The sequence below is a fragment of the Comamonas sp. GCA5 genome, assembly GCF_036541385.1.
Lineage (GTDB): Bacteria > Pseudomonadota > Gammaproteobacteria > Burkholderiales > Burkholderiaceae_C > Comamonas > Comamonas aquatica.
In genome coordinates this window covers 1-12,587 of the sequence record NZ_JAZHFR010000093.1, presented here as the reverse complement: position 1 = coordinate 12,587, position 12,587 = coordinate 1, and the positions used below count along the sequence as shown (strand labels likewise).

Annotated in this window: 12 protein-coding genes; 1 reads left to right on the top strand and 11 read right to left on the bottom strand. The window is 52.8% G+C overall.

Annotated features, from left to right (window positions below):
• Positions 1–116 precede the first annotated feature (116 nt).
• The 10 genes from SJH88_RS16490 to SJH88_RS16445 all read right to left on the bottom strand — a co-directional run bounded on the left by SJH88_RS16490 (position 117) and on the right by SJH88_RS16445 (position 10,742).
• Positions 117–770, bottom strand: coding sequence for an AAA family ATPase (locus SJH88_RS16490; RefSeq protein ID WP_274755112.1), 654 nt, complete (start codon positions 768–770; stop codon positions 117–119).
• A 435-nt stretch (positions 771–1,205) separates the two neighbouring features.
• The gene (locus SJH88_RS16485) at positions 1,206–2,939 is read right to left on the bottom strand and encodes a LeoA/HP0731 family dynamin-like GTPase (protein WP_274755111.1); all 1,734 of its coding nucleotides are present in this window, start codon (positions 2,937–2,939) and stop codon (positions 1,206–1,208) included.
• On the bottom strand, positions 2,917–4,650 hold the full coding sequence (locus tag SJH88_RS16480) for a hypothetical protein (protein ID WP_274755110.1): 1,734 nt from the start codon (positions 4,648–4,650) through the stop codon (positions 2,917–2,919). Before SJH88_RS16480 ends, SJH88_RS16485 begins: the two co-directional genes overlap by 23 nt.
• Position 4,651: 1 nt before the next feature.
• On the bottom strand, positions 4,652–5,578 hold the full coding sequence (locus SJH88_RS16475) for a coiled-coil domain-containing protein (RefSeq protein WP_274755109.1): 927 nt from the start codon (positions 5,576–5,578) through the stop codon (positions 4,652–4,654).
• 167 nt (positions 5,579–5,745) lie between these two features.
• Positions 5,746–6,078: an SHOCT domain-containing protein gene (locus SJH88_RS16470; RefSeq protein ID WP_274755108.1), complete on the bottom strand. Its 333-nt coding sequence runs from the start codon at positions 6,076–6,078 to the stop codon at positions 5,746–5,748.
• Positions 6,075–7,010: a helix-turn-helix transcriptional regulator gene (locus tag SJH88_RS16465; RefSeq protein ID WP_274755107.1), complete on the bottom strand. Its 936-nt coding sequence runs from the start codon at positions 7,008–7,010 to the stop codon at positions 6,075–6,077. Before SJH88_RS16465 ends, SJH88_RS16470 begins: the two co-directional genes overlap by 4 nt.
• Before the next feature lie 19 nt (positions 7,011–7,029).
• Positions 7,030–7,623 (bottom strand): hypothetical protein, encoded by a 594-nt coding sequence (locus SJH88_RS16460; protein ID WP_274755106.1) that lies wholly within the window; start codon positions 7,621–7,623, stop codon positions 7,030–7,032.
• A gap of 200 nt (positions 7,624–7,823) precedes the next feature.
• The gene (locus SJH88_RS16455) at positions 7,824–9,362 is read right to left on the bottom strand and encodes a flagellin N-terminal helical domain-containing protein (RefSeq protein ID WP_274755105.1); all 1,539 of its coding nucleotides are present in this window, start codon (positions 9,360–9,362) and stop codon (positions 7,824–7,826) included.
• A gap of 13 nt (positions 9,363–9,375) precedes the next feature.
• A complete protein-coding gene (locus SJH88_RS16450; RefSeq protein WP_274755104.1) occupies positions 9,376–9,696 on the bottom strand; it encodes a hypothetical protein in 321 nt (106 codons plus the stop codon).
• A gap of 14 nt (positions 9,697–9,710) precedes the next feature.
• The gene (locus SJH88_RS16445; RefSeq protein ID WP_274755103.1) at positions 9,711–10,742 is read right to left on the bottom strand and encodes a hypothetical protein; all 1,032 of its coding nucleotides are present in this window, start codon (positions 10,740–10,742) and stop codon (positions 9,711–9,713) included.
• Between the two features lie 305 nt (positions 10,743–11,047).
• On the opposite strand from SJH88_RS16445, the gene SJH88_RS16440 reads away from it, so the two are divergent.
• Complete coding sequence (locus tag SJH88_RS16440) at positions 11,048–11,377, top strand: helix-turn-helix domain-containing protein (protein WP_059441841.1); 330 nt, start codon at positions 11,048–11,050, stop codon at positions 11,375–11,377.
• A gap of 63 nt (positions 11,378–11,440) precedes the next feature.
• On the opposite strand, the gene SJH88_RS16435 is transcribed toward SJH88_RS16440, so the two are convergent.
• Complete coding sequence (locus SJH88_RS16435; RefSeq protein ID WP_442877332.1) at positions 11,441–12,394, bottom strand: GIY-YIG nuclease family protein; 954 nt, start codon at positions 12,392–12,394, stop codon at positions 11,441–11,443.
• Between the last annotated feature and the right edge of the window lie 193 nt (positions 12,395–12,587).

Below are 12,587 nucleotides of genomic sequence, written 5' to 3'. Positions count from 1 at the left end.
GTGCTCACGCGACTGCCCACGCACAAGGCCAGCCGCATCGTCGAGCTCCTGCCACACCGCTGGAAACCCGCCGACGCCTGATCACCGGCCTCGGTAGGCCTGGGTTTGCCGGACGCTTACGTGAGAGCGACGAAGCCTGGCTTGCTGGTCGTGGCGATGTCACGCCTGATGTGCTCGATGTTATAGACGGGGCTGCGGAAGTTCGGGTTCTTCTTGATTTTCTCTGCGGCATGTGAGCGCAGCTTGTCGTCCAACCCATTGGACGCAGTAGTGTGGGCAGACTTGGTGCTGTCGCGCTCTTTCCTTTTTGCTTCCAGATCAAACCGGAGCCCTGCCTTGCCTTCCACGCTACCAAGCTTGGCTTCAATCGCAGCGATGGCGTCGTCAATCTCTTTGTTCTGCTCACCGACGATGGCAAAGGTCTTAATCTCGCCACCGGCGTCCTGATTAACCAGGAAGCTGAGGTTGTCGGTTACGAAGTCGCGGTTGTAGACACGCACGTCGTAGTTGTGTGCCAGCAAACCTGTATGGGTGACAGCACCTTCGTCGCCAGTCAGGGTGAAGGCCGAACCGACATAGTTGAGGGGAAGTTTGCGAGTCTCCAGCGAGCGGAAGATTCGCGAAAGGGTGGTCTTGCCAGAGTAGTTACGCCCGTAAAGCACGTTGAGGCGCTTGAAATACTGGGTCGTCTTGCCACTGTCCTTGACCGTTTTTTTCCAGTCCAAACCTTGGAAGCTACCAAAGCTAGCTATGTCTACCTGATTGATCACCGATTCAGTCCCCCTAAATTGGCCCGCAGGCTTTTTGCAACAAAATGCTGCCTTAGTCTACTAGGCGCGGCCGCTGGTGGTCTAGGGTCTATTCATATGAATAGTTGCCAGTCTCCAAAGCTGAATCGACTTGAATCTCCCATAGAGAAAGTTGTTTGAGTGAACTAATTTTTATTTATTGTGAATGACTGCTGTTTTGGAAAGAGCAGTCATTCATGTTGTGAACTCGACAGGCAGCAATCGCTGCACAGCAGAAGTTGATCAATCTACGACACGGTGGTAGAAATCGCCCAGCAAAACTGGGCTTTCCCGCAATACCACTCGCAAGTATCTGCGCTCCGACATCGTGCTTCCTTGTTTTGCACAACACATCGTTGCCACCAAGCAAAACACACTGCCCGAATAGTGTCGAGTGAGCTTTGAGCCGCTTATCTTTTAAGCCATTGCCTCAAGCTGAGCAGGAGCTAACATCAGCGCATTCAACTTTGCTTTTACACCTTGAAGCTTAGCTTGGTTCGTACTGATGAATCTTGAGCGCTCCTCCACAGTTTCGACTATCTTTTCAAACGCCTTGAGTTGTGGCGCAAAGAACTCAAGCAATTTTTCGTCATCGCCAATAATGTCGTAGATATCTTTGAAGGCACTTTTAATTACCTCGGCAATAGATTCCTTCGCATCCTTTAACTCCTGTTCCAATTCATGTGCTTTGTATGCACTGAGTAGGTCCGAGGTAAGAGTGATGGCTGCGCCTGCTGGCCCTGCCCATTTAGAAATGGCTCCGGCAATCTTGGTTGCCTGCCAGGGCTTGAACTTAATCGCGACACCCGTCACTGCGCTGAGTGCATCACGGGCTGCAAACACCGCACCTTTGATGATGTCGGGGCTCAGGTTGGCAATACCTTTGGCTGCGCCCCCCATGGACTTCAGTGCACTATCGCCCATGGCATTGAGAAAGCTCTCGCTGGAGTTGAGCTGACGACCGATATCCTGAGAGATTCGACTGGTCACTTTGGAAGACTGATCGAATGAACGATCGATCGCACTCTTGATCTTCAGGTTTAGCTTGAAGCCTACGCCATCCACGGTATAGCCTAGTTCATCTTCGAGGAAATCACGAATGTTTTCCAAGCTTAGAGGGCGGAGCTTGCCCAGCAATCCTGTCTCAAGATTCTGCAGTTCCTCAAAGAGCTCGCCTGCTAGTCGTTTGACTTCACGGCGGCCAGTAGCAATGTCCTGGCTGATGCGTGCAGACTCCTCTGCATTCTGCTCAGCAAACACCTTCAGTTGTGCCAATTGCTCTTCAGCGCGAACCACGTGCTGTCCAACAACATCGCGCACGACATCCATGCCGGTCTTTGCAATCAGCACCGCTGGAACATTTTTCCGCAGCACCCTAGTGGTCATGGCTTTGAGTTCGTTGATCCGTGAGCGGCTTTCATAGTGCTCTGGCTTGCCAAACCAGAAATCCAGGCCACGCCCGTTCGGATTGGATGCCAAGCAGACGATATTCAGTTGGGCCATTTCTTCGGAGTTAAGGTTAGCTACGCGTTGTAGCTTCGCCTTCAGGTTGTCTCTTTTTATAGTGGCTTGGGCATCGAACAACACCTGTTCAGTAAGGTCCGTCACCTCATCCATTTTGTTGATCACAAAAACGGTTGAGGAAAGCTTATTTAAGTCCCTAAGCACCCATTTCACGATGTCGTTGTGGCTTTCCTTGAGAGGGTTGGTTGCGTCGACCACATACAAAATCAAGTGAGCCTCAGATATGTAGCGTTTAGTCAGGTTTTCATACATCACCTGCTCACCATCGACCGTTTTTTCCTTGTCGCCAAACAGTCCAGGCGTGTCAACGATTTCGCATTTTTCTGGAAGTCCTTCCGGAGAATAAATGGCCAAGCGGTCTGAGGACTCGTCCATGTCGATTTTCATATCTGCCATGACCTTTCCCAGCCAAGCAGCAATGACGCTGGTCTTTCCGTCGGAGAAGGCTCCGAGGAGAGCTATTCGCAGAACGTCGGATTCGACCGCCTTTGCTGCAGAGTCAATTTTCTGTAGCTCGTTATCGACATCTGCGCCCATCTCACCTAGCTCGTTGAGTGCTGCACGCAGTTGCTCTAATCCTTTGAGAGCAGCCTGCTTCTCGACATTAAATTGCTTGAATTGTTCCATAAGGCATGTTCTCCAATTGTTCTTTGGTGCGGGTCATCAATGTCCGCTGCTGCTCGATGATCTTCAGAGGACGTTTGAGCGACTCATCGAGCTCTTGCACACGAGCCGAAACGGTTTTGTCAATCTGCTCGCGCACGGGGGTAAACAGCGTCTTGCGTTCTTCTTGCAGGGCTTTACGAGCTTCCGACCAAGCTTCATCGATCTTTTCTTGCACTTGCCCTTGCGCCTTGCGAATGCGCTTTTCCTTGCCGGTGAAAACGCTTAGCAGGCTGACCAAGATGCCCACCAAAGCACCTACAGCTGCGCCTATTAGGTTGCCAATTACGGGGAATGCGGAGCCAATACCGAATCCTGCAAAAGCGTAGGAGCCAATGTTGAAAGCCATCCAGCCATAGTCACCAAACTCCAACCCAAGACCTAACTCAGGTGTCTTGTAGTTGACGTCCACGGTGTCAACGTCATAAAGCAACTGCTCGAATTCGACTCGTGCAACGTCCTCTAAAAGGCGCTGCATAGCCTGCTTCAAGTCTTTCTGCAGGTCTTTAAGGTACTCTTCAAACTGTCCCTGAAGACTGTCTTTGAGCGATTCCTGTTGCACTTTGAACGCTCGATTAATCTTGTTGGAAATGGCATCGTTGTCACCAAAATGGCGTTCTATGATCGCGTCGGCCTCGTCTTTTAGGTTGTTAAAAAGCTTGTCCCAAAGATTCTTTCGTCCTGCCAAGACCAGTCGCTCGAATCGTTCCTGGGCTTCTTTGATCGCTTCGTGACACTTCTCGAACTCTGGTTTGGTTCTGTCCAAAAATGCTTCGTGAGTGGCATATAGCTTTGCCAAGGTTTCTGCGTTTTCGGCAAGCAGCTCGTGTACCTTGGTCTTGTTGCTCTCGATCATGTCCTCTCGGAAGGTCGAGAGTTTGTCATGCAGTACTTTGGCGACTGGCTTGATTTGGCTGAACTCATACATCGCCTTAGGCGAGGAAAAGTACTTTTGGTAGTTACGCTGCTGGATTAGCAAATCTTGACTGCGAGAAGGATGGATCGTGGTACGCCCGGTTTGCGCTTCGCTAGCCAACGCCGAAAATGCGAGCAGTCCCTGAACGCAATGGCCTGGTTGCAGGGCTTTGTCGCCTAACACCGCACGCAGTACTTCCTCGGTTTGCTGCAAGGCAGAGGTGGGGCCGCTATGAGCTGTTAGAGACTTTCGGTCTTCCTCGAACTCATAGGCATCGGCATTGCCGCGCACGTTTATCAAGGGGCAGACCTGGGTGCCCCATCGCAGATAGTCGCCGATTTTCTGCGCGGTGGCCTTCTCTGGTTTTTTGTTGGTGCCGTTTACATAGAACACCAGATGAGCCTTGGCAACAGCTTTGCGGACCATAGGCGCGTACTTGCTTTCGTCGCCTTCGATGCCTGGCACATCGATCAGTTGAAAGCGCTTGCCGTTGTAATTCAGGGGATAAAGCGTATTTCCCTTGGTGAAGTCAGCCTCACCGGTACCGATGATCAAGCCGTCTACTCGGTGTATCTCGGCCTTTTTTCTTTCATAGGCCAAAAGTTTGTCGAACAGTGATGTGAATTGATGATTAAGCAGTGCATTAAGGACGGAGGAGCGCGTCTCAATGCGCTGAAAGGCAGGCTTGATAGCAGGTACAAGTGTTGAGGGAACTGACGTAGCTTCCTCGAACAGTGCATCGAGTTCATGGCTGCTCATCTTAGGCTCCCGCTAATTTAAGCAAGGCAACTGCAGACGTTGCGCCGATCAAGATCCCACCAATGCTGACCAGTGCAACACGTACCTTAAAGCGCGAGAGTGCATTTGCTTGCTCAATTTTTAAGCGCTGTGATGCTTCTTTCCGTTCCTCGGCGAGTCGAGCATTAGACTCCTGTTCCGCGAGTTGCTGGCGGTCTGCAGCTTCCTGCTGCTGCACCTCAAGGCGTGCTTGGGCTTCTTGCCGCTCCTCGAGGAGTCGAGCACTAGACTCCTGTTCTGCGAGTTGCTGGCGATGTGCAGCTTCTTTCCTTTCCTCGGCAAGGCGAGCGTTTGATTCCTGTTCAGCGAGTTGCTGGCGGTGTGCCGCTTCCTGCTGTTGCATCTCAAGGCGGGCCCGAGCTTCTTGCTTGTCGAGTAGGGTTCTAGCGTCGGCTTCGGCTTTGGCAATTGCGTTTCGCTCTTGGGCTTCTTGTTGAGCGATTCGCGTAAGTCGATTGGTGCTTTGGCTGATGGAGGTCAGCTCGTCCGTGTATTCCTTGTACAAGGCATGAAGTCCTTCGCGAACATGTTCAAGGTGAGCGTTAAGAGCCTGAGAGAATTGCTCTAAATCATCGGCATGCTGTTTCAGCAGTGCCTGACGGGACTCCTCCTTGAAGAGGATGCGAAGTGATTCGATGATTGTGCTTTTTCCTGCATTGGTCTCGCCGAAAAATGCTAGGGTGAATGTGTCCCACTCGGCATGGGCTTCCAGCTCCTGCAATTCACGGTCGAAACGCATCTGGATCTCTCTGAGCTTACCGGTGATATTTCCGATTTCGCGCTTGCCATCGCTGTGCTCGACGTTGAGCGAGAGAATGTCTGCCATTGCGCTGCTGATGTTGTCTGAAACATTGGCATATAGGCGGTTGAGATCTTCAGGTGCGTTCATTGTGTGGTTTTGGTTGAGAATTCGTTCAAAGTCTGGCACAGCATTTATCCAGCTTGGAGCTTGGAGGAGCCATCAGAAAGCAGTAGCCTCCGACTCTTCGTCAGAGGCATGTATGCGCGATTTCACTGTCTAAAGACATAGATTTTTCGTTTTATTCAAGTGATTTATTAGTCGCTTTGACTTTCCTGAATCAACTTCACCTTGATTTGCAAAAACTCCTCCTCGGTCAGCGCACCCTCATTGCGTAGCTTGTTGATTTTTTCAAGCTGAGCTAAGGTGCGGTCTAAATTTTTTTCCGAGGTCGCTCTTGCGTTGCTAGCGGTGACTTCTTGCACAGGAGCCTCAGGTAACAGCTCCCGCCTGACTACTCTTTTCCCGATATGCGGATTGCGGTCGCTATTTGGCGAAAATATTCGGCTGATGCCCCCAATGACGGAAGTCACACCCCACAAGAAGCAAATCAGCAGAAAAAGTAGTATCAGGAAGCCACCGCCCTTCATGTCGATGACTCCATGGTTGCCACATCCCACTTTTTCAGCGCCTGCTGCAGCCCCGCCGTCAACTCCTTCTGCCACTCAACAGGTTGAACAATCCGCACATGTGGCAGCCAATACCGCACAACGGGCAGCAGTTGGTCGATGTGATTGATATGCGTGGTGACTAGCAACGAACCGTCACGATCTTGTCGTTGCTGCTGTTGAGGCAGCAACGGACGGCGAATAAAGTAATGTGCTGCTTCTGGGGCTACACGAAGCAGGACTTCCGTAGTGTCTTCAGTAAACCAAACGTCGTCTTTGGCATCGATGTAATCCTGGTGCGCACGCTTCGGAAAGAAGTGGCTGCTTTCATCCACATGTAATCCCTCTATCAGCGCAACGCTGAAGTTTTTCAGCTTTGCACCTTCTTCCGCTGCTAGGTACCACACGCCGTTTTTGTGGATGAGCTTGTACGGCTGAACGTTGCGCTGTTTGCGCTTGTAGCTAAAACTGCATGGATGTTTTTTCTCGATGGCAGTTTGGAGTTGCACAAACTCTTGCGTACGCGGACGCAAGTCTTCATGTGCGATGGCCTGCACATGCGTTGTGCGCTGCTGTTCCGGGGTATGAAGTTGTTCCAACAGGTAGCGCAAGCTGCTATCCGGAAACAAGTGCTCCGTCCCCGACATACGTGCATAGCCATGCAGGTGCTTGGCTGGAATACTGCTTCTCGCTGTGCGCGTCAGCTGCCACTGACCATCGGCACTTCGCTCAACGATCCCGCACAGACGCTCGCCAAGGTCGCGTTCAATGGTGCGCACATCCACTTGAAAATCTTGTGCAAGTTGGTGCTTGTCAACTGCATCACCTTGGTGCAGGCGCGCAAGAATTTGAGACAAGCGCTGTGCAAGTTTTTCGCCTTTTGATGCTGAGCTAGCCGAGGTTGAAGCAGACATTCAAGAGCAGGGAAGTAATTCAATGAATGTAACTATAAGTGGCTTTTGAGACAGGTTGTGTCGCACCCAGAATTTCAATACGCCAAGCTGGCTTGTGTGAATCAAGTTGGTTGTGACTCACTACCTGTTCAGCACTCACAGCTTTGGCATTCATCCATGCCTCTAAGGCGCTAACTAGCTCAGTCAGCTGATGCTGCAGCGAGTTGCTGCAAACCATCAAATGAAGCAATGCCATACTGATCTGCTTCGCCAACGCCTCTTTTTTGCAAGCGTTATTAGTGCTGAGCGCACCACCTAAATCGCATTGCAATGCTGTACGCACACCCATTAGGCGCAACGTGTCTTGCACAGCCTTGGAGCTATTCAAACAAGAAGTACGTTCTGAAATTCTTTGCTTGAACTGCCCGATGCGACGCAGTGCTAACTGGTAGTACAAAGCGATGAAATCCCCATCCAGAGGGTCTGCGCCATCAAGTGTCAGGATACTGGGGCCGAAGTGCGCAAGTGCTGTTGATATTTCTTGGGACAACTGAAGATCCAGTTCGCACTCACGCACCTGCAATCCTTTTAATCGTGCGTAGAGGTCTCTTATCACAGTATCGCTAACTGGCATGGAGGCTCATCCAATACAAAAAGCTGAAGGGAGCTCAAACTTTAGAAGTCGATCGCGACAGCATGTGTCGCTTGAGCACGCCCCTCGATTGCATCGAAGCTGAAGTTGAGTACCGGCAGCCGATAGCGCTATCTACAACGCCAAATGAACCATCAAACCCGCCGTCAGACCTGTGATGCGGTGCAAGCCACCATTTAAACCTACACATCTTTGAGTAACGCTAACGCTTGCTCAGCCACGACCGAATGCGCCTGGGCCAGCATGGCGGTACCGGCATCCTGCAGGATTTGCTGCTGAGCCAGCTTGGCGGTTTCCACTGCATAGTCAGCATCCACAATGCGGCTACGCGATGCCGCCATGTTTTCTGCAGCGATGTCGATATTGGCAATGACTGATTCAAAGCGCGACTGCACCGCGCCCACGTCAGCACGAGCGCTGGTCACTTGCCTGAGGGCTGCGTCGTAGATGATCAGGGCTTGCCTGGCGTGCTCCGCCGTATCCAAGCGTGCATCTGTCAGCTTGAACTTTTGCACTGTCCACTGCATGGATGGAAATGGCCCAGTGGGATCGCCGTCCAAGTCGTAATCCCCTCCATCCATAGCGAAGGAGTCTTCGGACATCAACGCCAAATTGCCCTGCACTTTAATGTCATGGGCACCTGCGCCCAAGACGCCCGCACCATTGGCACCTGGCACTGTCACACCATTGGTCCACCCATTGCCTGCACCTATGTTGTCACGAATGAACATGCTTACGCCTGGTGCTGAATCGTTGAGTACCCGGATCGTTTCTCCTGCGTCATTGACCAGGCGCACGTCATCTGCGTAAGGCCCATCTTCCGCTCGGACGCCGGTTTGACCACTGACCGCGTTAATCGCCTGCTTGATGCTGGCGATATCAGGGTTGGCATGATCCCAGGTGAAGGAAACCGACTGCGCATTGGACAAGTCATCGCCTGCGATCAGCTTCACCGTGACAGCCACAGGCGGTGTTGAGGGTGGAAGTGACTTGTTGAATGAAAGCACAGCACTGGTGCTGGCCTGTGCATAAATCTTGGGATCAAACCCGGCATCGTTGATCTTCTGTGCAATCGAAGCCATGCTTTCGTTGCGCTCAATAGCAATTGGCTTGTCGCGCAGCACCAAGTCGCCAGCGGGCACCATTTCGTCGTTACCTCGGGTGATGGCATAGCTGTTGGTGGTGGGGCTTTGCTGCAGCGGCCAGCCATACGCACCAAGGTTCGGCGCTTGCAGTGAAGGCAAGTTCACGCCGATCACTTCACCGGCATTGGCACCTACCTGAAAGCTCTGCGCCATAAAGCTGCCGTCAATCAGCTTTTGCCCATTGAAATTGCTGGTGCTGGCGATTCGCGCAAACTCCTGCAGCAGCTGCGCTCGCTCAGTGTCCAAAGCTTGGCGGTCGCTGTTGGAATTGGTTGCGTTGGCCGCTTGCACAGCCAGTTCGCGACTGCGCTGCAAAATGTCTGTGAGCTTTTGCATCGCACCTTCGGCCACCTGGGATAGAGAGATTCCGTCGTTGGCATTGCGGCTGGCTACTGCCATCCCACGCACCTGGGTGTTCATGCGCTCGCTGATGGCCAAGCCTGCAGCGTCGTCCTTGGCGCTGTTGACACGCAGGCCCGAAGACAGGCGCTGCGTGGTAGTAGTCAAGCTCAGCTGCGAAGCACTCAGGTGACGCTGTGCTGTCAGCGATGGCAAGTTAGTGTTGATTGTGACCACGAGCAGCCCTTCCTCAACTCAGTGGCAGGGCTTTGGGTTTGCACACAGGTATGCTGCCTTGTTGGTGGCTCGCCAGGGCTTGCATGGCTTTGATCACCCCCAGCTCTTTGCCCTTAAAGTCAACCCAGCCTTGCTGCCATAAAGCATCGCGCTGCAGCACCAGCTTCTGTGGTGCGCCCACAAGCTGCACGGCCAGGGGGTGACGCAACTCCAGTGACATCGACTGCGACTGCAAATCGATACTTACCACCTGTGCCTTGATTGCTAGGTCATAGCGCTGTGTCAACTGCTGTGCCAGCTGTTTGAGGCTGTCATGAGAATCAGCGGTGAACACCCTGCGAACATTGGCTACCTTGAAATCACCATCCGCATCAGAGCGCACGGTAACGGTGGTGCCATAGCCCGAGGGGCTGGTGAAGTGCCCTTGCAGCTGGTACACCCCGCAAAACACGGGCTTGTTTTTTTGATCAAAGAAGCGAAGCCAGCATCGAATTGCAGCTCTGTGCGTACTGCAAAAAGCAAAGGGTCAGCCCCCACATTCAACGCACCTGAAATACCTGGCCCGTCCTTCAACGCTTTGGGTGAAGGCTGGGGCATAAAGTACAGCGCCAAAGCTGCTGTATCGGTATTGCGCTTGCCACCCAAAGCCTTCTGAGCCAGCTCATAGGCTTGCTTGAGGTGAAACAGGTTGGTTTGCAGCTGGCGTTCCTTGCTGCTGGCCTTGAGCCATTCCTCTCCAGCCTGTGCAAACCCTTCCATATCGCCTTGCTTGAACAAGGCGCCAAGCTGCTTGACCCGCTTGTCCAAGTCTGGAAACCGATGAGCATTGACCTGCAGCCCTGCACGCAGTTGCTGCTCGGCCGTGAATACTGGCTCAAACGGCGCTTTGAGCGCCTGAATGGAAGCCCCCAGGCATATGCCATCCAAACAAGGCACTTCGGCCTGTGCCGTCAACTCAGAAACCGAAGGCACAGGCTTGGCAGTGCGCTCGGGCTGTTTGACCTCAGTGCCACGGCTTGCTGGCAAAGCGGGGGCGGATGTGCCAGAGGGTGAAGCCTGTGTCGCAGAAACAGGCATAACGTTGGAAGGCGGCTTTCCAGTCATCGACGCACTGGGCTGCGAAGGCGGCGCAGCGGTTGGTATTGATCCAGCGACTGGCTTGGCTTCAGGCGGCGCTGTCAGCACTTCGGCAGCTGCGTTGCTTCGAGCAGGCGTGGCCTTATAAACCAGTTTCAAACGAATCGCATGCACTTCACCTGTGCTGGTCGCCACGCGCAGCACCTTGATGGCGTCCTTGGCGACTGGGAATTTGCGCAAATCAACCACCCAATGCGCGCCCAGGTCATCAAAAGGAATGTCAGGCGTAAGCACCGTGTACATGTACAGCGATGGGTCGGGGCTTTGCACCGTGCATAGCTCAGTGTCTGGGTTGCGGCACTCAGCGTAGTAATCGTGCACCTTGGGGGCCAGCTGAGTACTTGAACGAACACCTGCAGGCTGTGCCCATGCCCCCAATGTCAACCCCAACACCCCCAACGCTGTGCACCAGCGCACTCCCCCGTTCACCACCATGCTTTGTCCCTCTTATTAGGCTGGGTAGCCGTTCGCAACCCAGAAAACTACGTAACTCGTAGTATCGAGAATAAAGTATAACTACGACTCTCGTAGCCTTTTGAAGGTGCGAGATGTCTGACGCGGATGAGCAATGGGGCGCGAGGCTCAAACAGGCCCGCTTGGCTGCGGGGCTGTCGCAAAAGATGCTGGGAATTGAGGCGGGAATTGATGCGTTCGTGGCGAGCACACGCATCAATCGCTATGAGCTTGGCATCCACAAGCCAGACTTGCTGACTGTGCGCAAGTTGGCTCAGGTGCTGAAGGTACCTGTGGCGTTTTTCTACGCCGACACTGACGATGAAATTGCCGAGCTGTTGTTCAGGTACGGAAAAGCTGATGAAGAAGCTCGCCTGAAAATTCAAGTGCTTCTTGCTGAGCAGCTGCCTCCGCAAGACATGTAGCAGTTACGTTTGCGCCATGCAGGGCATATCTAGCTCATGCATGGCTGCATTGTGGAAAATGATTTACTGAGTCGTAATCAGGCGGGCTGATTGAACGTCGTACACCACATCGGTTAGCGTTCCATCCACAATCCGCTGCACAACCTCATCAATCACATGCAAGGGCACAAGAAACCATTCACGCGGCTTCACCGGCTTGCCAAAACGGTCTTCCAGGGTGAGGTCTAGTTGCGCAGCACCAAACACGCGGTGAAACAGTGCTTCCAGCTTCACTCTGTTGACGTTGTGAAGCTTGTAGGTTGCGACAATTTCCACGCCAGCCAATAAGTATGTTGCTTGGTTTTCAGAACCCGCAATCCGAGTCTCAACCTTGCCCCCTGTCACCCCGATTTTGTGAATCAACTCGCGATGTTGAGCCACAAACGGATGCTCTGACTTGCTGCGCAGAACGTAAATGGTGCCCGTCTCAATGTCGTCTGGCTCTACTTCGCCACTGAACAACGGGCCCATATCGGGGTCGGTCAGCCGCCTGCCTGTATCGTCTTTATAGAGCGCACGTTGCAAAGAACGGAGCAGCAGGTTGCTTTCAGTACCGTTGGCATAAATGACTCTCAGACGCGCATCATTGTCGCCATTCGGTGCCTTGATCGTCTCACCGACCTCTGCCACATAGGCAAGTTGACCACCCAAAATGAAGTAGTTGCCATCGGCCACGCTGGCATCACGTCCGAAACGAAGCGTTTTCCTCACACCCGACTTCAGGTCCTGTTCAACCTGTTCAAACAACGGGCGGAATCGCTCAAAGTCTTCGCAGGCATTACGCTCAGCCACTTCTTCAGCTGCACGTTTTTCCACACTGGACCGGACATGCCTCAGCACAGTGATGTCGCCCGCTTCTGCCACGTCATTAGCAATACCCAATTCAGCGAGTAATGCGTCCTCGTCAAGCGCGTCAATATCTACAGCCGAGACCTCGTTGCCTTCAAGTAGCTTGGGTGTATCGAGCTCTGCCAGCAATGCGTGGGCCTCTGGCAACTTGCGTAGTTGATCTAAACGGACAGCGTAAAGCCGTTCAAAGATGTCACGCCCAGAAGTGGTTCCAGTTTTTTGAACAGCTAGCTAAGCGAGATCTTTCCCCGTAAAAATGACCTGACAACAGGCCGAACCTGGAGAGATCTATGACCATCAAATCCCGACGCAAGCACAGCCC